21 protein-coding genes and 1 pseudogene are annotated in these 24,858 nt (G+C 71.5%); 13 read left to right on the top strand and 9 right to left on the bottom strand.

Translation table 11 applies throughout. The features are described 5' to 3' along the window. Positions 1-88: 88 nt before the first annotated feature. The 3 genes from SD460_RS40510 to SD460_RS40500 are packed head-to-tail and all read left to right on the top strand — an operon-like array spanning position 89 to position 3,830. Complete coding sequence (locus SD460_RS40510) at positions 89-1,645, top strand: discoidin domain-containing protein (RefSeq protein ID WP_290050003.1); 1,557 nt, start codon at positions 89-91, stop codon at positions 1,643-1,645. An 11-nt stretch (positions 1,646-1,656) separates the two neighbouring features. Further along, entirely contained in the window at positions 1,657-2,889 is a 1,233-nt protein-coding gene (locus SD460_RS40505) for an MFS transporter (RefSeq protein WP_318307538.1), read from the top strand. Beyond that, positions 2,886-3,830: a TolB-like translocation protein gene (locus SD460_RS40500; RefSeq protein ID WP_290049870.1), complete on the top strand. Its 945-nt coding sequence runs from the start codon at positions 2,886-2,888 to the stop codon at positions 3,828-3,830. The genes SD460_RS40505 and SD460_RS40500 overlap by 4 nt, the downstream gene beginning before the upstream one ends. A 13-nt stretch (positions 3,831-3,843) precedes the next feature. Here the strand turns inward: SD460_RS40500 and iolD are convergent, their stop codons facing one another. The 7 genes from iolD to SD460_RS40465 all read right to left on the bottom strand — a co-directional run bounded on the left by iolD (position 3,844) and on the right by SD460_RS40465 (position 11,290). Beyond that, a complete protein-coding gene (gene iolD / locus SD460_RS40495) occupies positions 3,844-5,679 on the bottom strand; it encodes a 3D-(3,5/4)-trihydroxycyclohexane-1,2-dione acylhydrolase (decyclizing) (protein ID WP_290049871.1) in 1,836 nt (611 codons plus the stop codon). Further along, positions 5,676-6,566, bottom strand: coding sequence for a 5-deoxy-glucuronate isomerase (gene iolB, locus SD460_RS40490; RefSeq protein WP_290049873.1), 891 nt, complete (start codon positions 6,564-6,566; stop codon positions 5,676-5,678). Before iolB ends, iolD begins: the two co-directional genes overlap by 4 nt. A gap of 76 nt (positions 6,567-6,642) precedes the next feature. Further along, positions 6,643-7,572, bottom strand: a complete 930-nt coding sequence (gene iolC / locus SD460_RS40485; RefSeq protein ID WP_318307537.1) for a 5-dehydro-2-deoxygluconokinase — start codon at positions 7,570-7,572, stop codon at positions 6,643-6,645. Beyond that, a complete protein-coding gene (locus SD460_RS40480; RefSeq protein ID WP_290049874.1) occupies positions 7,569-8,351 on the bottom strand; it encodes an ATP-binding cassette domain-containing protein in 783 nt (260 codons plus the stop codon). The genes iolC and SD460_RS40480 overlap by 4 nt, the downstream gene beginning before the upstream one ends. After that, positions 8,348-9,391, bottom strand: a complete 1,044-nt coding sequence (locus tag SD460_RS40475) for an ABC transporter permease (protein WP_290049876.1) — start codon at positions 9,389-9,391, stop codon at positions 8,348-8,350. The genes SD460_RS40480 and SD460_RS40475 overlap by 4 nt, the downstream gene beginning before the upstream one ends. Next, entirely contained in the window at positions 9,388-10,386 is a 999-nt protein-coding gene (locus tag SD460_RS40470) for a sugar ABC transporter substrate-binding protein (RefSeq protein ID WP_290049878.1), read from the bottom strand. Before SD460_RS40470 ends, SD460_RS40475 begins: the two co-directional genes overlap by 4 nt. Positions 10,387-10,411: 25 nt before the next feature. Then, positions 10,412-11,290: a TIM barrel protein gene (locus SD460_RS40465; protein ID WP_290049879.1), complete on the bottom strand. Its 879-nt coding sequence runs from the start codon at positions 11,288-11,290 to the stop codon at positions 10,412-10,414. Between the two features lie 124 nt (positions 11,291-11,414). On the opposite strand from SD460_RS40465, the gene SD460_RS40460 reads away from it, so the two are divergent. From SD460_RS40460 to SD460_RS40450, 3 genes are read left to right on the top strand one after another with little or no spacing between them, the layout of a single operon-like run. Next, positions 11,415-12,422: a LacI family DNA-binding transcriptional regulator gene (locus tag SD460_RS40460; protein WP_290050004.1), complete on the top strand. Its 1,008-nt coding sequence runs from the start codon at positions 11,415-11,417 to the stop codon at positions 12,420-12,422. Further along, a complete protein-coding gene (locus SD460_RS40455; protein WP_290049881.1) occupies positions 12,419-13,417 on the top strand; it encodes a Gfo/Idh/MocA family protein in 999 nt (332 codons plus the stop codon). Before SD460_RS40460 ends, SD460_RS40455 begins: the two co-directional genes overlap by 4 nt. 32 nt (positions 13,418-13,449) lie before the next feature. Further along, positions 13,450-13,932 carry a GNAT family N-acetyltransferase gene (locus SD460_RS40450; protein WP_290049882.1) on the top strand — a complete coding sequence of 161 codons (483 nt, stop codon included), beginning with the start codon at positions 13,450-13,452 and terminating at the stop codon, positions 13,930-13,932. 11 nt (positions 13,933-13,943) lie between these two features. Here the strand turns inward: SD460_RS40450 and SD460_RS40445 are convergent, their stop codons facing one another. Continuing rightward, positions 13,944-14,252 (bottom strand): hypothetical protein, encoded by a 309-nt coding sequence (locus SD460_RS40445; RefSeq protein ID WP_290049883.1) that lies wholly within the window; start codon positions 14,250-14,252, stop codon positions 13,944-13,946. A 33-nt stretch (positions 14,253-14,285) separates the two neighbouring features. Next, entirely contained in the window at positions 14,286-16,127 is a 1,842-nt protein-coding gene (gene asnB / locus SD460_RS40440) for an asparagine synthase (glutamine-hydrolyzing) (protein WP_290049885.1), read from the bottom strand. Positions 16,128-16,530: 403 nt separating this feature from the next. Here asnB and kdpF point away from each other — a divergent pair, with 403 nt between their 5' ends. From kdpF to SD460_RS40405, 7 genes and pseudogenes are all read left to right on the top strand, one after another. After that, the gene (gene kdpF, locus SD460_RS40435; RefSeq protein WP_247062298.1) at positions 16,531-16,632 is read left to right on the top strand and encodes a K(+)-transporting ATPase subunit F; all 102 of its coding nucleotides are present in this window, start codon (positions 16,531-16,533) and stop codon (positions 16,630-16,632) included. Then, the gene (gene kdpA, locus SD460_RS40430; RefSeq protein ID WP_290049888.1) at positions 16,632-18,293 is read left to right on the top strand and encodes a potassium-transporting ATPase subunit KdpA; all 1,662 of its coding nucleotides are present in this window, start codon (positions 16,632-16,634) and stop codon (positions 18,291-18,293) included. Before kdpF ends, kdpA begins: the two co-directional genes overlap by 1 nt. Beyond that, positions 18,290-20,341 carry a potassium-transporting ATPase subunit KdpB gene (gene kdpB / locus SD460_RS40425; protein WP_290049889.1) on the top strand — a complete coding sequence of 684 codons (2,052 nt, stop codon included), beginning with the start codon at positions 18,290-18,292 and terminating at the stop codon, positions 20,339-20,341. The genes kdpA and kdpB overlap by 4 nt, the downstream gene beginning before the upstream one ends. 6 nt (positions 20,342-20,347) lie before the next feature. After that, positions 20,348-20,959 (top strand): potassium-transporting ATPase subunit C, encoded by a 612-nt coding sequence (locus SD460_RS40420; protein ID WP_290049891.1) that lies wholly within the window; start codon positions 20,348-20,350, stop codon positions 20,957-20,959. Positions 20,960-20,963: 4 nt separating this feature from the next. Continuing rightward, positions 20,964-23,492: a sensor histidine kinase gene (locus SD460_RS40415; protein WP_318307536.1), complete on the top strand. Its 2,529-nt coding sequence runs from the start codon at positions 20,964-20,966 to the stop codon at positions 23,490-23,492. After that, positions 23,489-24,139 (top strand): annotated as a pseudogene (locus SD460_RS40410) (response regulator); the annotation flags it as partial. The gene SD460_RS40415 and the pseudogene SD460_RS40410, both read left to right, overlap by 4 nt. A 164-nt stretch (positions 24,140-24,303) precedes the next feature. Next, positions 24,304-24,816 carry a hypothetical protein gene (locus SD460_RS40405; RefSeq protein WP_290049894.1) on the top strand — a complete coding sequence of 171 codons (513 nt, stop codon included), beginning with the start codon at positions 24,304-24,306 and terminating at the stop codon, positions 24,814-24,816. Positions 24,817-24,858 lie beyond the last annotated feature (42 nt).

Genomic DNA, 24,858 nt, shown 5'->3' with positions numbered 1-24,858 from the left:
CGCCGCAGCCCGTCAAGCCACCGCCAAGGCCCGTAAGGAGTGCGACGTGCCGTCCACCCGACTACGCCCCCTCGCCCGAATCACCCCGGTGCTCGCCGCCGTGGTCCTGCTCCCCTCCGCCATCGCCGCGGCCGCCACCACCCCAGCCGCCGACGTGCTGCTCTCTCAGGGCAAAACCGTGGCCACCTCCACCGTCGAAAGCTCCTCCTACAGCGGGGCGAAGGCCGTCGACGGCAGCACCACCACCCGCTGGGCCAGCGTCGAAGGAGCCGACCCGCAGTGGCTGCGGATCGACCTCGGCCAGTCCGCCGCCGTCCACCGCGTGGTGCTCAACTGGGAAGCCGCGTACGCGAAGAAGTACCGCATCGAGGTCTCCGACGACGGCACGAACTTCACCACCGCCGCGACCGTGGACGCCGGCGACGGCAAGACCGACGACCTGACCGGCCTCACCGCCCACGGCCGGTTCGTGCGCTTCGTCGGCCTGACCCGAGCCACCAGCTACGGCTACTCCTTCTGGGAGATGCAGGTCTACGGCAGCACCGACTCCTCCGGTGACACGCAGGCCCCGACCGTCCCGAGCGGGCTCACCGCCGGGACCGCGACCGCCACGAGCGTCCCGCTGAGCTGGAGCACCGCCACCGACAACGTCGGCGTCGCCGGGTACGACGTCCTGCGCAACGGCGCCGTGGTCGCGACCAGCGCGACGACGTCGTACACCGACACCGCGCTCACGCCGGACACCAGCTACACCTACGCGGTCCGCGCGCGTGACAACGCGGGCAACGTCTCGGCCGCCAGTACACCGATCACGGTGAAGACCCCGGCAGGGAGCGCGGGATTCGTCCTCGCCGCGGCGGGCGACATCGCCGAACGGTGCACCTCCAGCAGTTCGAGCTGCGCCCACGTCAAGACCGCGAAGCTCGTGGAAACCATGAACCCCGCGGCCGTGATCACCATGGGCGACAACCAGTACGACGACGCCCACCTGTCGGACTTCAAGTCCTACTACGACAAGACCTGGGGCAAGTTCAAGAGCAAGACCCACCCGATCCCCGGCAACCACGAGACCTACGACGACACGCCGTATAAGGGGTACGACGACTACTTCGGCGCCATCGCGAAGCCGAACGGCCAGCGCTACTACAGCTGGGAACTGGGCAACTGGCACTTCATCGCCCTGGACTCCAACGACTTCGCCACCCACGAGTTCGGCCCGGACGAGCAGATGGCGTGGCTGAAGCAGGATCTCGCCGCGAACAAGAAGGGCTGCGTCGCCGCCTATTGGCACCACCCGCGGTGGAGCTCCGGTGACCACGGCGACAACCCCGACAGCATCGAGCTGTGGAAGCTGATGGCGGCGAACAAGGTCGACCTCGTCCTCAACGGCCACGACCACGACTACGAGCGGTTCGTCCCGCAGAACGCCGATGGCAAGGCCGACGCGAACGGGCCCGTCGAAATCGTCGGCGGTTCCGGCGGCGCGAGCCTCTACGACCTGAGCTCGCCGCACGCCACCACCGCCAAGCTGCTCAAGACCTACGGCGTGCTCAAGCTGTCGATGACCGACACCAGCTTCCAGTCGCAGCTCATCGGCGTCGACGGCAAGGTCCTGGACAGCAGCCCCACCTACACCTGCCACTAGGAGGGACGCGCATGTACATCGCGGCAAGCCGGACCTCGGACCTGGCGGCCGGCACCGACCGGAAACCGGCGCTGAAACGGGTGTCCGCCAACGTCCTGGCCCTCGGCGCGGTCAGCCTGGTCACCGACGTCTCCTCGGAGATGGTGACCGCCGTCCTCCCGCTCTACCTGGTGCTCGGCCTCGGCCTGAACCCGCTGCAGTTCGGGCTGCTCGACGGGCTCTACGCGGGCGCCACCGCGGTCGTGCGGGTGCTCGGCGGGCACCTCGCCGACCGGTGGCGGCGGCTCAAGGCGGTCGCCGGGTTCGGGTACGGCTTGTCCGCGGTGTGCAAACTCGGGCTGGTCGCGGCCGGCTCGTCGGTCGCGGCGATCGGCGTCGTCCTCGCCGCCGACCGCACCGGCAAGGGCCTGCGCACCGGCCCGCGCGACGCGCTGATCTCGCTGTCCAGCGAGCCGGAGGCGCTCGGCCGGTCGTTCGGGGTGCACCGGGCGATGGACACCGTCGGCGCGTTCCTCGGCCCGCTGGTGGCGATGGCGGTGCTCGCGCTGAGCCTCGGCAGTTATACGAGCGTCTTCTTCACCAGCTTCTGCATCGCGGCCATCGCCGTGCTGCTGCTCGCCCTGTTCGTCCACGACCGGCCCGGTGTGGCCGACCGGACCGCCGTCTCGCTGCGCGCCGCGCTCGGCCTGCTGCGGCAGCAGGACTTCCGGCGTGTCGCGCTCTGGGCCGCGCTGCTGGGGCTGGTCACGGTCGGCGACTCGTTCGTCTACCTCGTCCTGCAACGGCGGTGGGACATCGCGGCGACGTGGTTCCCGCTGCTGCCGCTCGGCACCGCCGGGGTCTACCTCGTCCTGGCCGTGCCGCTCGGCAAGCTCGCCGACCGGATCGGGCGCTGGCCCGTCTTCCTCGGCGGGCACGCCGCGCTGTGCCTGGCGCTGGTGCTGCTCTGCGGTCCGCAGGCCGGGCTGTGGCTCGGGATCATCGCGCTCGGCCTGCACGGCGTCTTCTACGCGGCCACCGACGGCGTGCTGATGGCCGCCGCCGGGCCGCTCATCCCGCGTGACCTGCGGGCCACCGGGATGGCCGTCGTGCAGACCGGGCAGGCCGTCGCCCGGATGCTCTCGTCCGTCCTCTTCGGACTGGCGTGGACGCTCTGGGACCTGCGGCCCGCGGTGCTCGCCGCCGCGGCCTGCCTGGCCGCCGTCGCCCTCGCCGCCGCTCTCGCGAAACCGGTGCGCCCGTGAAGAAGATCGTTCTCGCCCTCGCCGGAATCGTGCTCCTGGTCGCCGCGGCCGTGGTGTACACGGTCAGTTCGCGGCACGACACCGCGGAGGCCGGCCCGGCCGCGCAGCTCACGCTCGCCCCCGGCCAGCTGTTCTACCGCGACACCGCCACCGGGCGCGTCGGGGCCGTCCCGCTCGCCGACCCGGGCGCGAAACCTCAGCTCAGCGGCCTGAAGTGCGACCGGTTCGCGGTGGCCCGGCAGACGGCGGTGTGCCTGGCCGTCAAGCCGGGGACGCTCCCGGCGGTCACCGACGTCCTCGTCCTCGACGGCGGGCTCGGCGTCCGCCACACCGAAACCCTGCCCGGCACCCCGAGCCGCGCGCGCGTCTCCCCGGACGGCAAGCGCGTCTACTGGACGCTGTTCGTCACCGGCGATTCCTACGCGCAGACCGGGTTCTCCACCCGGGCCGGACTGTACGAAGTGGACACCGGACGGCTGGTCAAGACGATCGAGGAGCTGCCCGTCTTCGTCGGCGGCAAGCGGTACTTCGCCGCCGACGTCAACTACTGGGGCATCACGTTCGCCCCCGACGGCAACCGCTTCTACGCCACCCTCGGCAGCAAGGGCAAGACGTACCTCGTCGAGGCCGACTACGGGCGCTACCGCGGGAAGGCGGTCCGGGAGAACGTCGAATGCCCGTCGCTCTCGCCGGACGGCCGGCGGGTGGCGTTCAAGAAGAAGGTCGGCGAGGGCGTCTGGCGGCTCTCGGTGCTCGATCTCGGCAGCTTGGCGGAGACCGAGCTCGCCGAGACCCGCAGCGTCGACGACCAGGCGCTCTGGCAGGACGACCACACCGTCCTCTACGGGCTGGAGAACGCGGTCTGGGCGGTCCCCGCGGACGGCTCCGGGACGCCGCGGCAGCTGGTCGGCGGCGCGGCGTCACCCGCTGTCACGGGGTGACGTCCACCCCGGCTCAGGACTTCAGGTAGCGCACCTGCGCCGGCTTGACCCGCTCGTACTCGTCCCGGCCCGCCAGGTGCTCCGGCACGCCGACCTCCCACCAGGCCCCGGCTTCCGTCCACGCCGACGGCTGCGTCCTCACCACGACCACCGCCGGGCGCCGCTCGGCCACCGACGCCTCCCGGGCGGACGCGTACGCCGTGCGCAGGGAGTCCACTGTGGACGCCTCGAACACCAGGCAGCCCAGTGACTCCGCGTGCCGCGCGAAGTCCACCCGGGGCGGCGAAGCGTGGGAAGTCGTGCAGTCGGCGTAGAAGTTGTTGAACGGCTTCCCGCCCTGGCCCTGCTGGAGCCGGGCGATCACCGCGTAGCCGTCGTTGTCGCAGACGACGGCGACGAACGGGTGCCCGGCGAACGCCGCCGAGAACAGCTCCGAGTTCAGCATCAGGTACGAGCCGTCGCCCAGGAGCGTGGTCACCAGGCCGGGCCACGCGATCGCCGCGCCCCACGCGCCGGACAGCTCGTACCCCATGCACGAGAACCCGTACTCGACGTCCATCGACACCGAGCCGGACCCGCGCCAGCCGCCGAGCAGCTCGCCCGGCAGGCCGCCGGACGCCGTCATGACGTAGTCGCCGGCCGCCGAGAGGTCGTTCACCACCCCGACGACCTGGGCGTACGACGGAACTTCCGCGGCGGCCGACCGCAGCGCGTCGACGTGCCCGTCCCAGGCCGCGCGTTCGGTGGCCGCCCGCGCGGTCCACGCGGGGTCCACCCGCCAGCTTTCGAGCTGGGCGGCGAGGTCCGCCAGGCCCGCGTCGGCGTCCCCGGTCACCGGCAGGGCCCCGTGCTTGACCGCGTCGAAGCGGGCCGCGTTGAGCGAGACCAGGCGGACGTCGGGGGAGAACACCGTCCACGACGCCGTCGTGAAGTCCTGCAGCCGCGTGCCGGCGGCCAGCACCACGTCCGCTTCGGCCGCGAGGACGTTCGCCGACGACGAGCCGGTGATGCCCAGCGGTCCCGCGTGCAGCGGGTGGTCGTGCGGCACCAGCGTGCGGCCCGCCGTGGTCTCCACGACGGGGATCCCGTGCCGCTCCGCGAAGCTGAGGGCGCTCCGGGCGGCACCCGAGTACCGGACGCCGCCGCCGAGCACCAGCAGCGGGCGGCGGGACGCCCGCAGGACGCCTGCCGCCTCGGTGACCGACCGCCGGTCCGGGCGCGGGCGCGGCGGCCGGTGCGTGACCGGGGCGAACAGCGCGTCCGGGAAGTCGTACGCCTCCGCCTGGACGTCCTGCGGCAGCGCGAGCACCACCGGCCCGCTGTCCGCCGGGTCCGTGAGCACCCGCGCGACCTGCGGCAACGTCGAGATCAGCTGCTCGGGCCTGGTGATCCGGTCGAAGTAGCGCGAGACCGCGCGGAAGGCGTCGTTCACCGTCGCGGTCCCGTCGCCGAACGGCTCGATCTGCTGCAGCACCGGGTCCGGCGCGCGGCCGGTGAACGTGTCGCCCGGCAGCAGCAGCACCGGCAGCCGGTTCGCGTGCGCGACCCCGGCCGCGGTGACCATGTTCAGCGCGCCCGGCCCGATCGACGACGTCGCGACGCCGACCTGCCGCCGGTGCGTGGCCTTCGCCAGCCCGACCGCGGCCAGGGCCATGCCCTGCTCGGTGTGCCCGCGCCAGACCGGGATCTCACCGCGGTGCTCTTCGAGAGCCGTGCCGAGGCCGAGCACGTTGCCGTGCCCGAAGATCGCGAACACGCCGGGGAACAGCGGCACTTCCGCGCCGTCCAGGGTTTCCGAGCGCTGCGCGAGCAGCCAGCGGACCAGAGCCTGCGCCGTCGTCAGCTTCACTTCACTCGTCCTTCGTGGCTCGTCACCGGGCAGCGGGGGTCGAGGTCCTGCGCCGCCCACGTGTCGCGGACCCAGCCGTGCGCGGGGTCGTCGCAGAACGCCATCGACCGCTCCTCGGCGGGCCCGGCCAGGACGTTCAGGTAGTACATCGGGTAGCCGGGCGCGGCGACGCACGGACCGTGGTAGCCGCGCGGGATCAGGAAGACGTCGTGGTCGCGCACGGCGACGTCCTCGTCCAGGTCGCCGTCGGCGGTGTAGGTCCGGTGCAGGCCGAAACCCTCGCGGGACGGCGTCACGCCGTCGCGGCCGGCGATGCGGAAGTAGTAGATCTCTTCGTTCACCACTTCGCACTCGGTGGCTTCGTCGTGCTTGTGCGGCGGGTACGACGACCAGTTGCCGCCCGGCGTGATCAGCTCGCACGCGTTGAGCTTGTCGGCGTGGTCCCAGACGCCGGGCACGCCGAAGTTGGTCACCTGCCGGGTCGCCTGGCCGGCCCCGCGGACCTCGACGGGAACTTCCTCGGCGGGCCCGTACTTCGCGGTCAGCCGCCGGGTGCAGCGAGCCATCGGCAACGCGACCGTGAGCCCTGTGGTCGTCGACAACTCGGCTTCGGCGTCACGGGGCACGTAGACGAAGTCCGTCACGCGCGTGAACACCGACTCGCGGCCTCGGAGTTCGAAGACCTGGCCGTCGACCCGGACCGTCGCGGACCCGGCCAGGGGCAGCACGAAGGCCTCGGACTCGCCGGTGTGCAGGACCCGGACCTCGCCGGGCGCCAGGGAAAGCACCCGCAGCCCGGTGTAGGTCCAGCCCGCGCTGTCCGGGGTGAGCCGGACCGGGTCGGTGTCGTCGGACAGCGTCCCGAGTGGACGGTGCAGCTTGCTCACTTCACGTCCTCCAGTACCTTTGCGGCGGCCCCGGCGTCTCTGCCGAGCCGGGTGTGGCCCATGGCGGGGCCGCGGATCACAGCAGCTCCTCGATCTCCGCCGCGGTCGGCATGGCGTCGGCGCAGGCGAGCCGGGACGCCACCAGCGCACCCGCCGCGTTCGCGTACCCGGCGATCCGGACCGGGTCCCAGCCCGACAGCAGCCCGTGGACGAGGGCGCCGCCGAAGCCGTCGCCGGCGCCGAGCCCGCAGACGACCTCGACGCGTTGCGGTGGCACGGTCCAGCGCCCGTCGGGCGTGGCCACGAGCACGCCGTCCGCGCCCTTCTTGATCACCGCGAGCCGCAGCCCGCGGGCGAGCATCCGGTCCGCGGCGGCGTCCGGGTCCGCGGTGCCGACGGCGACCTCCACCTCGGCGCGGTTGCCGACCGCGACCGTGACGTGGTCGAGCAGGGCGCCGATCTCTTCCCGCGCTTCCGCCACCGACGGCCAGAACATCGGCCGGTAGTCCAGGTCCAGCACGGTGTGCTCGCGGCGGCCCCGGGTTTCGAGGATCTTCCGCTGGGTCGTCCGGGCCGGTTCGGTGGACACGCCGGTGCCGGTGACCCACAGCAGCGGCACCGACGTGACGACGTCCCACGGCACGTCGTCGTCGGTGAGCGTGAGGTCGGGGGCGATGGGGGACCGGTAGAACAGCAGCGGCGGGTCCGCGGGCGGGTTGAGCTCGCAGAACACCACCGGCGTCTGCAGGTCCGGCGAAGTGCCCACGTGCGCCGGGGACACGCCGAAGCCTTCGAGGGCTTGGCGGACGTAGTCGCCGAAGCCGTCCGGGCCGACCTTGGTCAGCACGGCCGTGCGCCGGCCGAGCCGCGCGGCGGCGACCGCGACGTTGGTCGCGGTGCCGCCGAGCGACTTGGCGAACGTGCTGACGCCGGCCAGGGGGACACCGCTCTGCTCGGGGTAGAGGTCGACGCCCACCCGGCCGATCGTCAGCGCTTCGAGACTCACGCCTTCTCCACCTGCCGCAGCTCGTGTTCGAGGGCTTCCAGCTCCGCCCCGCCCGCCATCTGCCGGGTCAGCTCGTTGATGTCGATGTCCGCCTTCTCGTACGACCCGAGCGGCGCACCGCGTTTGAGCAGCAGGAACCGGTCGGCGACGGGGAAGGCGTGGTGCGGGTTGTGCGTGATCAGCACGACGCCCAGCCCGCGGTCCCGCGCCTGGGCGACGTACTTGAGCACCACCCCGGCCTGCTTGACGCCGAGCGCGGCGGTCGGCTCGTCGAGGATCAGCACCTTCGCGCCGAAGTACACCGCCCGCGCGATCGCGACGCACTGGCGCTCGCCGCCCGAGAGCGTCCCGACCGGCTGCTCGACGTCCCGCAGGTCGATGCCCATGTCGGACAACGCCTGCTTCGTCGTCTCCCGGCCCTTCTTCCGGTCCAGGAACTGGAAGGGGCCGAAGCCGACCCGCGGCTCCGAGCCGAGGAAGAAGTTCCGCCAGACGCTCATCAGCGGCACCACGGCGAGGTCCTGGTACACGGTCGCGATGCCGCTGTCCAGCGCCTCGCGCGGCGAAGCGAACCGCACGGGCTCACCCTCGACGAGGAACTCGCCCTGGTCGTGCTGGTGCACCCCGGCCAGGATCTTGATCAGCGTGGACTTCCCGGCGCCGTTGTCGCCGAGCACGCAGGTGACCTCACCCGCGTTGACCACAGTGGACACTTCGCGCAGCGCGATCACGCTGCCGTAGGTCTTCCCGATGTCGCGGACTTCGAGGAGCGGACTCATCGGCGTACCCTTTCCGCGCGGCGCCGGAAGGCGTTGTTCACCAGGACCGCGGCCAGCAGCATGATGCCGAGGAACAGCATGAACCAGTCGCTGTTCCACTGCGCGAACACAATGCCCTGGCGCGCCATGCCGAAGATCAGCGCGCCGATCGCCGCGCCCACCGCCGAGCCGTACCCGCCGGTGAGCAGGCAGCCGCCGATCACCGCGGCGATGATGTACTGGAACTCCAGCCCGATGCCCTGGTTCGCCTGCACGCTGGCGAAGCGCAGGATGTTGATCGAGCCGACCAGCCACGCGCCGAGCGCGGTGCCCATGAACAGCAGGATCTTCGTGCGCACCACCGGCACGCCGACCGAGCGGGCCGACACCTGCGACCCGCCGACGGCGAAGATCCAGTTGCCGAAGCGGGTGCGCATGAGCAGGACCGCCGCGACCGCCGTGACGACGATCCACCAGACGATCGACGACTGGAACTCGGTGCCGCCGATGCTGAACGTCGACGCGAACAGCCCGCCGGCGGACTCGTAGCCGCTGGTCGAGCGCATCCCCGACACCTGGACGGTGTTGGTGACCAGCCGCGTCACACCGAGGTTGAGCCCCTGCAGCGCCAGGAACGACCCCAGCGTCACGATGAAGCTCGGCAGCCCGGTCTTCATCACCAGCCAGCCGTTGAAAGCGCCGACCCCGAGGGCGAAGAGGAGCGAAACCAGCAGCGCGAGCCAGACGTTCCAGCCCGCCTGCGTCGCCAGGATCGCCGTGACCAGCGACGTCGACGCCGTCATGACGCCGGCCGAGAGGTCGAACTCGCCGCCGACCATGAGCAGCGCGACCACGACGGCCATGATGCCCAGCGTCGAGGAGTCGTCGAGCCAGGTGGCCACGCCCAGCGGGCTGAGGAACTGGCCGGTGACGACGGAGAAGAAGACGAACACGAGCACGGCGCCGAGCAGCGCGCCGATCTCCGGGCGCACCACCAGCCGGTCGGTCAGGCTCTTCTTCCCCACACGTTCGTCGGGGTGGGCCTGTATCGCCGCGGTCATCGCGTGCCGCGCTCCGCGTACGGGGCCACGGTGTCGATGTTCGTCTTGTCGACGAAGCCCGGGCCGGTCTGCACCGGCTTGCCACCGCCGATGGTGTTGCCGTTTTCCTTGTACAGCTTGAGGAACACGATCGGCAGGTAGCCCTGCTCGTACTGCTGCTGGTCGACGGCGAAGAGGATCGTGCCGGCCTTGATGGCCGCGACGACGTCGGCGTTCAGGTCGAAGGTCGCCACCTGCGCCTTGGAGCTCGCTTCCTTGGCCGCGTCCACCGCGCGGGCCGCGACCTGCGAGTTCAGCGCCAGCACGGCGTCGATCGACGGGTCGGACTGCAGCGCGCCGCGGATCCGGGCCTGCGCGTCGGTCGGGTTGGAGATGTCGACCTGCAGGGTGGAGACGGTGCCGAAGGTCTGCTTCGCGCCGTCGCAGCGCTGGTTCTGGCCGATGTTGCCGGCTTCGTGGATGACGCACAGCAGCTTCGTCTTGCCCGCCGCCTTGAGGCGCTGCCCGGCGCCCTGGCCCGCGAGGCCTTCGCTCTGCCCGACGTGCGCGATCGCGCCGAACGCCGCGCTGGAGTCCTCGCCGGAGTTGATGGTGACGACCGGGATGCCGGCCTTGACCGCGTTCTGGATCGACGTCTGCAGGGCTTGGGGGTTCGCCATCGAAACCACCAGGCCGCCGACCTTCTGCGCGACCGCGTTGTCGATCAGCCGGGCCTGGTTGCCGGGGTCGCCGTCGGCGAAGTAGTCGACGCCGACGTTCAGGTCCTTGCCCGCCTGCTCGGCGCCGTTCTTCACGACGTTCCAGAAGGCGTCGCCCGCGGTGCCGTGGGTGACCACGGCGACCTTGAACGGGCCGCTCGAGCTCGGGGCCGCCGCCGTCGGACTGCCGCCGGCGCTGCTGCTCGAGTTGTCGGCGGACGGGCCGCTGCACGCGGACAGGACGAGCCCGGCGGCGGCGATCGCCGCCACACCGGCCAGCTTCTTGATTGAGAACACAGTCACTCCTTTGGGACCAGGGGGATTACAGGGAGTCGGTGATCTTCGCGAGGTGGGCCAGGCTGCGCCCGGTGTCGCGCCGGGGTACGTCGTCGAGGCTCCCCTCGCCGAGGGCGGTGTCCTGTTCGAGGACGTACCAGCCGTCGTACCCCGCGGCCTGGACGGAGCGCACCATCGACGCCACGTCCACGTCCCCCTCCCCGAGCGGGGTGTAGATGCCCCGCCCGACCGCGTCGGTGTAGCCGAGCCGTCCCGCGCGGACCTCGGCCGCCAGGTCCGCCCGGACGTCCTTCAGGTGCACGTGCCCCACCCGCTCGGGATACCGCTTCGCCAGCTCGACCGGATCCGTCCCGCCGATCATCAGGTGCCCGGTGTCGAGGCACAAGCCGAGATCGGAGTCGGCGAGGAAGCGCTCGACCTCGGCCTGCTGCTCCACGTGCGTCCCGACGTGCGGGTGCAGCACGGTGCGCAGGCCGTGGGCGGCGGCGATGTCGCGGACCTTGCCCGCGGTTTCGACGAGCGTCGCCCATTCGGCGGCGGTGAGCTCCGGGCGTTCGTCGTAGCCGTCGAGCCCGGTCGCGGCCGCGAGCACGAGGACGTCACCGCCGCACGCGGCGAACAGCGCGGCGGATTCTTCGGCTTCCTCGAGGGCGTGCTCCTGGTTTTCGTGCAGGACGACGGCGAGGAAGCCGCCGACGAGCCGGAGGCCGTGCGACCCGAGCAGTTCCCGGAGCTCGGCCGGGTCGCGGGGGAGGTACCCGGGCGGGCCGAGTTCGGTCGCCTGCACGCCGAGCTCCGCCATCTCGCCGAGCACGGTCGCCGCGTCCAGCACCCGGCCCCAGCCCGGGACTTCGCAGACACCCCAGGAGATCGGCGCGGCGGCTACTCGGATCGTCGCTGTCACAAGGGGCCTCCGGTGGTCCGTTGGAGCGCTCTATTGATTAGAGCGCTCTAATCTTGTAGCGTCCGTCACAGCAAGTCAAGGCCGAGTTTCCGGTGATCAGGGGAGGTGCCGCGTGCGTCCGACGATGGAGGACGTCGCCGCGCGGGCGGGCGTTTCCCGCGCGCTGGTGTCGCTGGTGATGCGGAATTCGCCGAAGGTCTCCGACGCCCGGCGCGCGGCCGTCCTGCGCGCGGCCGAGGAGCTGGGCTACCAGCCGCACGTGATGGCGCGGTCGCTGGCCAGCCGGACGTCCACCGTGCTCGGCGTGATGGTGAACGACCTGCGCAACGCGTTCTTCGCCGACGTCGTCGAGGGATTGGACGCGGCCGCGCAGGCCGCGGGCTTCGACCTGATCCTCAACACCGGCGGCCGCAGTCCGACGCGCGAGTGGAACGCCCTGCACAACCTGCTTTCCTTCCGCCCGGCCGGGATCATCCTGCTCTCGCCGGTCGTCCCGGCGGCGTCGATCCAGGTCGCGGCCAAGCAGTGCCCGGTCGTGCTGGTCTCGCGCACGATCCGGGCGTCCACAGTGGACACCGTGAACGACGACGGCGAGGCGGGCTCCGCGCTGGCCGTCGACCACCTCGTCGGGCTCGGGCACCGGCGCATCGCGCACCTCGACGGCGGCGGAGCGGCGGGCGCGGCCCAGCGCCGCCGCGGCTTCGAGGCGGCCATGCGGCGCCACGGGCTGGAGCCGGTCGTCGTGCGCAGCGAGCACACCGACACAGCGGGCGAGAAGTCCGTGCGGGAGCTGCTGGCGACGTACTCGCGGGCCGAGCTGCCGACCGGTCTGGTGGCGGGCAACGACTTCAACGCCGTCGGCGCCATTTCGGCGTTGGAAGAGGCCGGGCTGCGGGTGCCGGAAGACGTCTCGGTGGTCGGCTACGACAACACGTCGCTGGCCGCGCTGCGGCACCTTTCCTTGACCACGGTGGACCAGCCTCGCACCGAAATGGGGCGGCTGGCCTTCGACGCCTTGCTCGAGCGCGTCCGCGGGGAGCGCACGGAGCCGGTCCGGCACCTGCTGCACCCGTCACTGGTGGTCCGCGCGACCACCGCCGAGATTTCTGCGACAGGAGGAACAGAACGATGAGGTTGGGACTGGCGGGCACCGGCCGGATCGGCACCGCGCACGCGGAGACGCTGAAGGGCTTCGACGAGGTCGAGTCGGTCGTCGTGGCCGACGTCGACGCCGTGCGGGCGCAGTCGGCCGCCGCGAAGCTGGGCGTCGAGGCGGCTACCCTCGACGAGCTGTTCACCGCGGGGCTCGACGGCCTGGTCGTCACGGCGGCCACCGACGCGCACCCGGGCCTGATCATCGCGGCGGTCGACGCGGGCCTCCCGGTGTTCTGCGAAAAGCCGGTGGCCGCGGACATCCCGGGCACCCTCGCAGTCATCGACCGCATCGGCGCGTCGGACGTCGCGGTCCAGATCGGCTTCCAGCGCCGCTTCGACGCGGGCTACGCGGCGGCGCGGGCGGCGGTGGCGTCGGGCGAGCTGGGCTGGCTGCACACACTGCGGGCGACGACGTTCGACCCGGCACCCCCGCCGGCGGAGTACGTGGCGCATTCGGGTGGCCTGTTCCGCGACTGCGGCGTCCACGACTTCGACATCATCCGCTGGGTCAGCGGCCGCGAGGTCGAGGAGGTGTACGCGATCGGCGCCAACCGCGGCGAGCGCTTCTTCGTGGACGCGGGCGACGTCGACACGGCGGCGGCGACGCTGACCCTGGACGACGGCACCCTGGCGACGGTGTCCCTGACCCGCTACAACGGCGCGGGCTACGACGTCCGCCTGGACGTGCTGGGCTCGGTTTCGGGCGTGGTCGTCGGCCTGGACGACCGGGCCCCGCTGCGCTCGGTGGAGCCGGGGGTGGCCCCGCTGCCGGGCCCGGCGTACCCGGGGTTCATGGAGCGCTTCCGCCCGGCGTACACGACGGAGCTGCGGGCGTTCCTGGACGTCGTGGCCGGCCGGGCGCCGTCGCCCTGCGGCGCGGCGGACGCACTGGAGGCGTTCTACATCGCGGAGGCGTGCGAGGTCTCCCGCCGCGAACGGCGCCCGGTGAAGCTGAGCGAGATCCGGCGCTGAAAACCACTGGCGCGCCCGGGCAGAATTCGGGAGTGATCACCCTGACCCCGCTCGACGAGCCCGCCCTCGCGCGGCTGCTCGAAGCCGCCGTCGCGGGAGCGGACCCGCTCGACGTCATGCCCCCGGTCGGCGGCCCGCCCGGCTGGACCGCGACGCGCCGCTCGGCGTTCCTGGAGTTCCACCGCGGCCGCTCGCTGAACGCGGCGACCGCGGTGGAACGCACGTGGGTGGTCGACGCCGACGGGACCGCGGTGGGCGCCGCCCGCCTGGAGCGCCACGGAGACGCGGTGGAAGCGGGCATCTGGCTGAGCCGCGACGCCCGCGGCCGCGGAATCGGCCGCGAGGTGACGCGGCTGCTCCTGACCGAAGCCCGCGCTTCCGACGCGACGAGGTTCACCGCCTCGACGACCCCCGGCAACACCGGCGCCCGATCCCTGCTAGCCGGCCTCGGCGCGGCCCTCACCACCGACGGCGACGAAGTCCGCGCGGAAGTCCAGCTCAGCGGTCGTGAGTGATAAGTAGGGTTCTAACCCGACTCATCACTCACGACCAGCCGGGGCAGGATCTCCGTCCGCACGTACTCGTGCGCGTCGCGGGAAGGCAGGATGTGCGGCCCCTGCACCCACCGCACCCCGTGCCGCAACGCCGCCGCCGTCACCCGCTCCCGCAGGGAACCCACCACCCCCGCGCCCAGCACCAGCGCGTCGACCACGCCGAGCCGGGACAGCACCGCTTCCTCCGAAGCGACGCCGTCCGCGGCGAGACCCGCCGCGGACAGCGCCGCCGTCACCCTCGAGACCGTGGCCGGGTTGCGGCCGAACAGCAGCACCTTCATGCCGCCAGTCTCATACCTCGAGAGCGGTTGAGGTCAAGACAGCTCGAGCGTCGGCTGGTACATCTCGATCCAGTGGTAGAAGTCGAGCACCCGGTCCAGCCCGATGCGCATGGCCGGGTCCATCGTCGCCGGGTCCACTTCGGACGCACGGTGCGCCCAGGCGCGGTCCACCAGGCCGAACACCTCGTGCTTCGGCTCGGCCAGCACCTCCTTGACCTGCTGCTGCAGCGCCGCCGCGTAGCCCGGGTCCTGCGTCGACGGGTACGGGCTCTTCACCCGCTGGGCCACCGACTCCGGCAGCACGTGCTTGGTCGCGTGCCGCAGCAGGCTCTTCTCCCGCCCGTCGAACGTCTTCAGCGACCACGGCGTGTTGTAGACGTACTCGACCAGCCGGTGGTCGCAGAACGGCACACGGACCTCCAGGCCCACCGCCATCGACGCGCGGTCCTTGCGGTCGAGCAGCATCCGCACGAACCGGGTCAGGTGCAGGTTGCAGATGGTCCGCATCCGCGCCTCGAGAGCGGACTCGCCGTCGAGGTGGTCGACCGAAGCGACGGCGGTCTTGTACTGGTCCGCGACGTAGGACTCGACGTCGAGGCTCTTGACCAGCTCCGGCGTGTACAGCGACGCGCGCTCGTCCATCATCGACGTCCGGAACGCCAGCCACGGGAACGTGTCCGCGTTGACGGCCTTCTCGTCGTGGAACCAGCGGTAGCCGCCGAACACCTCGTCGGCCGACTCGCCCGACAGCGCCACCGTCGACTGGCCGCGGATCGCCTTGAACAGCAGGTACAGCGACGTGTCCATGTCGCCGAGGCCCGCCGGGATGTCCCGCGCCCGCAGCACCGCGCGCCGGACCTCGGGGTCGGTCAGGTCGCCCGGGTTGAGCATGACGTCTTCGTGCGCGGAGTTCACCAGCTGGGCGACGTCCCGCACGAACGGCGAGTCCGCCGTGTCGCGCATCTCGTCCGGCTTGAAGTTCTCTTCCTGGCCGAAGAAGTCGACGGAGAACGTCCGCAGCTGCTCGCCCTGCTCGGCCAGCCGCGCGGCGGCCAGGCCGGTGACGGCGCTGGAGTCGAGCCCGCCGGAGAGCAGCACGCACCGGGGGACGTCGGCGACGAGCTGGCGGTTGACGATGTCGGTCATCAGCTCGCGCACGCGCGCGACCGTCGTCTCCTGGTCGTCGGTGTGCTTCTTCGCGTCGAGCTTCCAGTAGGTGCGGGTCTTGATGCCCTCGCGGGACACGGTGACGATCGTGCCCGGCTGGACCTCTTCCATGTCCTTCCACAGCGACCAGCCCGGCCGCTTGGTGAAGCCGGCCAGCTCGCGGAAGCCGTCGAGGTCGACGACCTTCTTCGCCAGCGGGTTCGCGAGGATGGCCTTCGGCTCGGAGCCGAACAGGACGCCGTCCTTGGTCGGGTAGTAGTAGAACGGCTTGATGCCCATCCGGTCGCGGATCATGACGAGCCGGTCGTCGCGCTCGTCCCAGATCGCGAAGGCGTACATGCCGTTGAGGTGGTCGACGACCGCGTCGCCCCACTGCAGGTAGCCGTGCAGCACGACCTCGGTGTCGCTGTCGGTCTCCCACTGGTGGCCGAGCTTCGTCAGCTCTTCCTTCAGCTCGGTGAAGTTGTAGGCCTCACCGCTGTAGACCATCGCGACGTCGCCGTTCGGCGTGTGCACCGACATCGGCTGACGGCCGCCGGGCAGGTCGATGATGGCCAGCCGCCGGTGGCCGAGCGCGACGTTCCGGCGCACCCAGGTGCCTTCGTCGTCCGGGCCGCGGCAGGACATGGTCGCGGTCATCGCGTCGACCACTTCCTGGCGGCGGGTGAGGTCGGCGTCGTAGGAAACCCAGCCGGCGATACCGCACATAGGTGATCCCCTCTCCCAAAGATTTGCTTAGCCGATACAACTATCGGTAACACAGGTGTAACACGGGCTGAAGATCTTGTCTGCCCGAATTGCACTTTCCGCACTTGTTCGGTCACGCGTTGTGGTGTGAGTCACTGACCAACTGCATACAGTGATTAATCGGCAAACGTTTGCGTGACCGGCGCCACCGGCCATAAAGACGGCGTAAATGCGCGTCAGGAACGCATCAAGGCGCCATCAGCCGCAGGTCGCGACGGGGTCCCGGAGCCGCACAGTGAGGGCGTCCGGTCACCGAACCCGGTGACCCGTCTTGAGAGGTGCCTGTGGCCGACTTGCTCTACGCCGTCCTGCTGATCGGCGTGTTCGTGGTGCTCGCGCTGGCGCTGCGCGGGATGGAAAAGCTGTGAGCGGCGCGGGCACCGTGGCCAACGTCGTCGGCGGCCTGCTGGCGCTGGGCCTGCTCGTCTACCTGTTCGTCGCCTTGATCAGGCCGGAGAAATTCTGATGTCCGACACCACGGCCGGGCTCATCCAGCTCGGCCTGCTCCTCGCCGCCCTCGCCGCGGTCTACAAACCGCTCGGCGACTACCTGGCGCGCGTCTTCTCCACCGAGAAGCACTCGAAGCTCGAGAAGGGCCTCTACCGGCTCTTCCGGGTCAACCCCGACTCCGAACAGCGCTGGCCGACCTACGCCGCCGGCGTGCTCGGCTTCTCGTTCGTCTCGGTCGTCCTGCTCTACCTGCTGCAACGGCTCCAGCCGCTCCTGCCGTGGAACCTCGGCCGCGGCTCGGTGAGCCCCGGCGTCGCGTTCAACACGGCGATCTCCTTCGTCACCAACACGAACTGGCAGTCCTACGTCCCCGAGACGACGATGGGCCACTTCGTGCAGATGGCCGGGCTCACCGTGCAGAACTTCCTCTCCGCCGGCGTCGGCCTGGCCGTGGCGATCGCGGTCACCCGCGGGTTCGTCCGCGCGAAGACCGACCGCCTCGGCAACTTCTGGGTGGACCTCACGCGCGGCACGGTCCGCGTGCTGCTGCCGATGGCGTTCGTGTTCGCGCTCGTGCTGGTCGCGCTCGGGGTCGTGCAGAGCCTCAAGGCCGGCGTCGCCGTCACCAACCCGGACGGCAGCCGGAGCACCATCGCCCTCGCCCCGGCCGCGAGCCAGGAAGCGATCAAGGAACTGGGCACCAACGGCGGTGGCATCCTCAACGCCAACTCCGCGCACCCGTTCGAGAACCCCAACGCCTGGTCGAACCTGATCGAGCTGTTCCTGATCCTGGTGCTCCCGGTCAGCCTGACCCGCGCGTTCGGCAAGCTCGTCGGCAAGCCCAAGCAGGGGTACGTGCTGCTCGGCGTGATGACCCTGCTCTGGGCGGCCTCGCTGGCGATCATCTGGTTCTCCGAGGCGTACGCGAACAACCCGGCCGCGCAGGCCGCGGGCGCCAGCATGGAGGGCAAGGAACAGCGGTTCGGCATCGGCCTGACATCGATCTTCGCCGACACCACGACCGGCACGTCCACCGGCGCGATCAACGGCGCTCACGACAGCCTTTCCGGGCTCGGCGGCGGGGGACCGCTGCTGAACATGCTCTACGGCGAGATCTCGCCGGGCGGCGTCGGCACCGGGCTCTACGGGATCCTGGTCATGGCGATCATCGCGATGTTCCTGGCCGGCCTGATGGTCGGGCGCACCCCGGAGTACCTGGGCAAGAAGCTCGGCCGCCGCGAGGTCACCTGCGCCGCGATCGCCATGCTCGCGATGCCGACCGTAGTGCTCCTCGGCTCCGGGATCGCCCTGCTGCTCCCGGACACGGCGGGCGCGCTCGGCAACGGCGGCGCGCACGGGCTGTCCGAAATCCTCTACGGCTACGCCTCCACCGGCAACAACAACGGCAGCGCGTTCGGCGGCCTGACCGCGACGAACGACTGGTTCCAGTCCTCGTTCGGCGTCGCCATGGCGATCGGCCGGTTCATCCCGATCGTCGCCGTGCTCTGCCTGGCCGGTTCCCTGGCCGCGCAGCGCAAGGTGCCCGAAACCGCGGGCACGCTGCCCACCACCGGCCCGCTGTTCGCCACCATGCTCACCGGCACGGTGGTGCTCGTCGCGGCCCTCACGTTCATCCCGGCGCTCGCGCTCGGGCCCATCGCGGAGGCACTCGCATGACCGTCACCGAAGAACGACCCCAGGTGACTCCCCCCTCGGAAACCACGAGCAAGGTCGGCGCCGGGGTGTTCAGCCCGCGCCAGCTCTGGACGTCGCTGCCGGACGCCTTCCGGAAGCTCAACCCGAAGCACCAGCTCGGCAACCCGGTGATGTTCGTGGTGTGGGTGGGATCCGCGCTCACCACGGTCTTCGCGATCACCGACCCGAGCGTGTTCACCATCCTGATCGCCGTCTGGCTGTGGTTCACGGTGCTCTTCGCGAACCTCGCCGAAGCCGTCGCCGAAGGCCGCGGCAAGGCGCAGGCGGAATCCCTGCGGCGGTCGAAGAAGGAGACCGTCGCCCGCCGGCTCACCGCGACCGGCTCGGAAGAGCAGGTGCCCGGGGTCGAGCTGAAGATCGGCGACCGGGTCGTCGTCGAGGCGGGCCAGGTGATCCCGGGTGACGGCGACGTCGTCGAGGGCATCGCGACCGTCGACGAGTCGGCCATCACCGGCGAGTCCGCCCCGGTCATCCGCGAATCGGGCGGTGACCGCAGCGCTGTCACCGGCGGTACGACGGTGCTGAGCGACCGCATCGTCGTGAAGATCACCACGAAACCGGGCGAGTCCTTCGTGGACCGCATGATCGCGTTGGTGGAAGGCGCTTCGCGGCAGAAGACGCCCAACGAGATCGCGCTGACGATCCTGCTTTCGACGCTGACGATCATCTTCCTGCTCGCCGTCGTCGCGCTGCAGCCGATGGCCCGCTACTCCGGGTCCGAGCAGTCGGTGATCGTGCTGACCGCGCTGCTCGTCTGCCTGATCCCGACGACGATCGGCGCGCTGCTGAGCGCCATCGGCATCGCGGGCATGGACCGCCTGGTGCAGCGCAACGTCCTGGCGACGTCGGGCCGCGCGGTCGAGGCCGCGGGTGACGTCTCGACGCTGCTGCTCGACAAGACCGGCACCATCACCTTCGGCAACCGGCGGGCCACCGAGCTGATCCCGGTCGGCTCGTCCACCGCGGACGAACTCGCGCGGGCCGCCCGGCTGGCCAGCCTCGCCGACGAGACCCCCGAAGGCCGCAGTGTCGTCGAGCTGACCGCGGACTACGCGGCCCAGGACGAGCACGGCGAATTCGTCCCCTTCACCGCGCAGACCCGGATGTCGGGCCTCGACATCGGCGACCGGCGAATCCGGAAGGGCGCGGCCAGCGCCGTGCGTGCCTGGGTGCGCGACAACGGCGGCGAGTTCCCCGACGAGACCGAGCGCGTGGTCGACGAGATCAGCGCCCAGGGCGGGACCCCGCTGGTCGTCGCCGAGAACACCGTGGTGCGCGGCGTGATCCGGCTGTCCGACGTCGTCAAGCCGGGCATGAAGGAGCGCTTCGAAGAGCTGCGGGCGATGGGCATCAAGACGGTGATGATCACCGGCGACAACCCGCTCACCGCCCGGGCCATCGCCGCGGACGCCGGCGTCGACGACTTCCTCGCCGAGGCCAAGCCCGAAGACAAGATGGCGCTCATCAAGAAGGAGCAGGAAGGTGGCCGGCTGGTCGCGATGACCGGCGACGGCACCAACGACGCCCCCGCGCTCGCGCAGGCCGACGTCGGCGTCGCGATGAACACCGGCACCTCGGCCGCCAAGGAAGCCGGGAACATGGTCGACCTCGACAGCGACCCCACGAAGCTGATCGAGATCGTCGAGATCGGCAAGCAGCTGCTGATCACCCGCGGCGCGCTGACCACGTTCAGCGTCGCCAACGACCTGGCCAAGTACTTCGCCATCCTGCCCGCGATGTTCACCGGCATCTACGCCCAGCTGGGCGGGCTGAACATCATGCACCTGGCCACCCCGAAGTCGGCGATCCTCTCCGCCGTCATCTTCAACGCGCTGATCATCGTCGTGCTCATCCCGCTGGCCCTGCGCGGCGTGCGGTACAAGCCGTCATCGGCGTCGGCGCTGCTGCGCCGCAACCTGCTCGTCTACGGCCTCGGCGGGATCGTCAGCCCCTTCCTCGGGATCTGGCTGATCGACCTGCTCGTGCGCCTCATCCCTGGAATCGGGTGACTCCTCGTGAACACGCTCGTCAAGCAGACGTGGGCCGGGCTTCGCGTCCTGCTCGTCATGACGGTCCTGCTCGGGATCCTCTACCCACTGGCGGTGTGGGCGATCGCCCGCATCCCGGGCCTGGAAGGCAACGCCGAAGGGTCGCTCGTCACGCAGAACGGCCAGGCCGTCGGGTCGTCGCTCATCGGCGTCGACCCGGTGCCCGCCGACCCGGCGAAGGACCCGTGGTTCCACAACCGGCCCTCGGCGCTGGCGAAGGACGCGCTCGGCCCCGGCGACCCGTCGACGTCCGGCGCGTCCAACAAGGGCCCGTACAACGAAGATCTGGTGAAGACGATCCAGGAGCGGCGGGCGGCCATCGCCCAGCGCGAAGGCGTGTCACCCGACCAGGTACCGCCGGACGCCGTGACCGCGTCGGGCTCCGGCCTGGACCCGGCGATCAGCGTCGCCTACGCCGACCTCCAGATCGCCCGCGTCGCCCGGAACACCGGGCTCCCGGTGGACCGGGTGAAGCAGCTCGTCGACCAGAACACGAGCGGGGCGGGGATCGGCGTCCCGGGCGTCGATGTGCTCCCGCTCAACTTGGCCGTGCGAGCCGCGGCCGGAGGGGCACACTGACAGCGTGACCACCGCAAAGAAGCCGCGCCGGGGGGAGCTGAGGATCTACCTCGGCGCGGCTCCGGGCGTCGGCAAGACCTTCGCCATGCTCGGCGAAGCGCGCCGGCGCGCCGACCGCGGCACCGACGTCGTCGTCGGGCTGGTGGAGACCCACGGCCGCGAGAAGACCGCGGTGCTCCTGGACGGCCTTGAGATCGTCCCGCGGCGGCACGCCGAACACCGCGGCCGCGCGTTCGACGAGATGGACGTCGACGCGATCCTCGCGCGGGCCCCGGAAGTCGCCGTCGTCGACGAGCTGGCGCACACCAACGTTCCGGGGTCGCGCAACGCCAAGCGCTGGCAGGACGTCGAGGAGCTGCTGGCGGCCGGCATCGACGTGCTGTCCACGGTCAACGTGCAGCACCTGCAGAGCCTCAACGACGTCGTCGAGCGGATCACCGGCGTCACGCAGCAGGAGACCGTGCCGGACGAGGTCGTCCGCCGCGCCGAACAGCTCGAGCTGGTCGACATCACGCCGGAGGCGCTGCGGCGCCGGCTTGCGCACGGCAACGTCTACCCGGCCGAGCGGATCGACGCCGCGCTCGGCAACTACTTCCGCCCGGGCAACCTGACCGCGCTGCGCGAACTCGCGCTGCTCTGGGTCGCCGACCAGGTCGACGTCGCCCTCCAGCGCTACCGCGCCGAGCAGCGCATCACCGACACCTGGGAGGCGCGCGAACGCGTCGTCGTCTCGATCACCGGGGGCGCGGAGAGCGAGACGCTCATCCGCCGCGCCAGCCGGATCGCCACCCGGGCCGGCGCCGAGCTGCAGGTGCTGCACATCCTGCGCGGCGACGGCCTGTCCGGCATCGGGCCCACCGCGATGGCCCGCTGCCGCACCCTGGCCGAGGAGGTGGGCGCGACCTTCCACACCGTCGTCGGCGACGACGTCCCGGCCGCGCTGCTGGACTTCGCCCGCGGCGTCAACGCGACCCAGCTCGTCATCGGCACCTCGCGGCGCTCCCGCGTGGCCCGCTTGTTCGACGAGGGCATCGGCGCTTCGGTGGTCCGCCGGTCGGGGCCGATCGACGTGCACATGGTCACCCACTCCGAAGCGGGCGGGCGGCTGCGGGCCCGGCTGGGCGCGAGCCCGCTGGGGTTCTCGCGGCTGGTCGCGGGCTGGGTGCTGAGCGTCGTGCTGCCGGTGCTGGTCACCCTGGTCGGCGTCGCCGTGCCGAGCGGCCTCGACTTCGCCACCGACGTCATCTCCTACGTGCTGGCCACCGTCGTCGTGGCGCTGGTCGGCGGCCTCGGCCCGGCGCTGGTCGCGGCCGTGCTCGGGGCCGGGCTGCTCAACTTCTTCTTCACGCCGCCGCTGTACACGCTCAACGTGCACACGCCGCAGAACCTCGTGACGCTGATCGCGATGGTCGTGGTCGCGGTGCTCGTCGCGCTGGTCGTCGACCAGGCCGCCCGCCGGGCCACGCAGGCGGCGCGGGCGCGGACGGAAGCGGCGCTGCTGGCCTCCTACGCCCGGACCGTGCTGACCCACGCGAACCCGATCGAGCGGCTGCTGGAGAAGGTCCGGGAGAACTTCGGGCTGACGTCGGTGACGCTGCTGGAGAAGCAGGAAGGCGCGTGGCAGGGCGTGGCGGCCGCCGGGGAGCGGCCGTGCGCGGACCCGGACGAGGCCGACGTCGACATCGCCGTCACCGCCGACGTCCACCTGACCCTGCGCGGGCGCGCGCTGCCGGCGGCCGACCGGCGGGTGCTGGAAGCCGTGGCGGGGCAGGCGTTGCTCGCGTTGCGCCAGCAGCGCACGGCGGCCGCGGCGGCGCGCGCCGAGCGCAAGGCGGAGGCGACCGAGCTGCGCACGACGTTGCTGTCGGCCGTCGGGCACGACCTGCGGACGCCGCTGACGTCGATCAAGGCGTCCATCGGCAGCCTGCGCGCGCCCGACCTCCGGCTGTCCGAAGAGGACACCGCCGAGCTGATGGAGGCCATCGAGCTGTCCGCCGACCGGCTCGCCGGCCTGATCGACAACCTGCTGGACTCCTCGCGCCTGGCCACTGGCGCGGTGCGACCGCACCTGCGTCCGGTGGGGTACGACGAGGTCGTCGCGCATGCGCTGTCCAATGTGGACGATTCGGACGACGTGCTGGTGGCGGTGGACGACCAGCTGCCCGCGGTGCTGGCCGACCCCGGCCTGCTGGAACGGGTCGTGGCGAACGTGCTGGACAACGCGCTCCGGCACGGCGGCGCACCGGTGTCCGCACGGGCTTCGGCCCACTCCGGCCAGGTGGAGCTGCGGATCGTCGACCACGGCAAGGGCCTGCGCAAGGGCGTGGCGGCCTCGGCGTTCGCCCCGTTCCAGCGCCTGGGCGGCGACCGCGACACGACCCCGGGCGTCGGGCTCGGGCTGTCGGTGGCGAAGGGCTTCACCGAGGCGATGGGCGGCACGATCCGCGCCGAGGACACCCCGGGCGGCGGGCTCACGATCGTGGTTTCCCTGCCCGCGTTCAGCGTCGAGTTCGAAGAAGAGGGGGTGCGATGAGCGACCCGGGCGCCACCGTGCTGGTGGTGGACGACGAGCCGCAGATCGTGCGGGCACTGCGGATCAACCTCAACGCCCGCGGCTACAAGGTGATCACCGCGCACGACGGCACGGCCGCGCTGAAGGCGGTGGCCGAGACCAAGCCGGACGTGGTGGTGCTGGACCTCGGCCTGCCGGACCTGGACGGCACGGAGGTGATCGCGGGCCTGCGCGGCTGGACGACGGTCCCGATCATCGTCCTGTCCGCCCGCGGCGACTCGGCGGACAAGGTCCAGGCCCTCGACGCAGGCGCGGACGACTACGTGACCAAGCCGTTCGGCATGGACGAGCTCCTGGCGAGGCTCCGCGCGGCGGTCCGCCGCTCGGCGGTGACGGGCCCGGACGGCGCGGACGCGGTGGTGGAGACGTCGTCGTTCAGCGTGGACCTGGCGGCCAAGCGCGTCCGCCTCACCGACGGCTCGGAAGTCCACCTGACGAAGACGGAGTGGGGAGTGCTGGAGCTGCTGGTCCGCAACCGCGGCCGGCTGGTGGCGCAGAAGCAGCTGCTGCACGAGGTGTGGGGCCCGTCGTACGAGACGGAGTCCCACTACCTGCGGGTGTACCTGGCCCAGCTGCGGCGGAAGCTGGAGCCGGAGCCTTCACGGCCTTCGCTTACTGAGCGCGCGTGCTGCTGCCGGTCACGCCGGACGACGGGCCGGCCGGCGTCGAGGTCGGGGCGCCGCCCGTGCTCGTGCCGCCGCCGGTGGTCGTGGTCGGCGGTTCCGTGGTCGGGGTGGTCGCCGGCGGCGTCGTGGGTGTCGTCGTCGGGGGCTTGGGGGTGGTCGTCGGCGGCTTCGGTGTCGTCGTGACCGGTGGCGGGTTGTCGCCCGTGTCGCTGCGCGGGGGCGGCGGGGGCTGGGTCACCAGCGTCGTCGTGGTCTTGCCGTCCGGGCTGACCGACACGACCGTGGTCGGGGCGCTCGACGACGTCGTGGCCGAGGTGCTCGTCGGGGCGCCGACGGTCGACGGGCCGGACGGGGACGGGGTGTTCGGCACCGTCTGCAGGCCGGCCTGCGAGGTGCCCTGGCCACCCGTGCCGCCGGTGCCGCCCGCGGTCGTGGCCGGGTCCGGGCCCGCCAGTTCGGCGACGGCGGCGAACGCGGTCGCGACCACCAGCCCGGCGACCCCGAGCACGACGTACCCGGTGCGGTTCGGTTTGCTGCTCTTGGGCGGTGCGGTGTCGATCCTGGTGATCCGAGAGCTCGAATCCGACCCGTCGGGGCGGGGCATACAGGCTCCTTGGGGATTTCGGGGAGGCGCGGGCGAGGTCGTGAACCGGGCGTGAAGCCCGACGGCGGGGGAGCGACCTCGGCCGGGAGGTTATCAC

Origin of the sequence: Amycolatopsis solani (assembly GCF_033441515.1) — a bacterium.
In the GTDB taxonomy this organism is placed as follows: domain Bacteria; phylum Actinomycetota; class Actinomycetes; order Mycobacteriales; family Pseudonocardiaceae; genus Amycolatopsis; species Amycolatopsis solani.
This window is presented reverse-complemented; position numbering and strand designations above follow the sequence as displayed.

Excerpts from the sequence above, each read along its gene's own strand:
- SD460_RS40505 (WP_318307538.1), top strand. The coding sequence starts at position 1,657 with ATGTACATCGCGGCAAGCCGGACCTCGGACCTGGCGGCCGGCACCGAC.
- SD460_RS40480 (WP_290049874.1), bottom strand. The coding sequence starts at position 8,351 with ATGAGTCCGCTCCTCGAAGTCCGCGACATCGGGAAGACCTACGGCAGC.
- SD460_RS40475 (WP_290049876.1), bottom strand. The coding sequence starts at position 9,391 with ATGACCGCGGCGATACAGGCCCACCCCGACGAACGTGTGGGGAAGAAG.
- SD460_RS40460 (WP_290050004.1), top strand. The coding sequence starts at position 11,415 with ATGGAGGACGTCGCCGCGCGGGCGGGCGTTTCCCGCGCGCTGGTGTCG.
- SD460_RS40455 (WP_290049881.1), top strand. The coding sequence starts at position 12,419 with ATGAGGTTGGGACTGGCGGGCACCGGCCGGATCGGCACCGCGCACGCG.
- SD460_RS40445 (WP_290049883.1), bottom strand. The coding sequence starts at position 14,252 with ATGAAGGTGCTGCTGTTCGGCCGCAACCCGGCCACGGTCTCGAGGGTG.
- asnB (WP_290049885.1), bottom strand. The coding sequence starts at position 16,127 with ATGTGCGGTATCGCCGGCTGGGTTTCCTACGACGCCGACCTCACCCGC.
- kdpA (WP_290049888.1), top strand. The coding sequence starts at position 16,632 with ATGTCCGACACCACGGCCGGGCTCATCCAGCTCGGCCTGCTCCTCGCC.
- kdpB (WP_290049889.1), top strand. The coding sequence starts at position 18,290 with ATGACCGTCACCGAAGAACGACCCCAGGTGACTCCCCCCTCGGAAACC.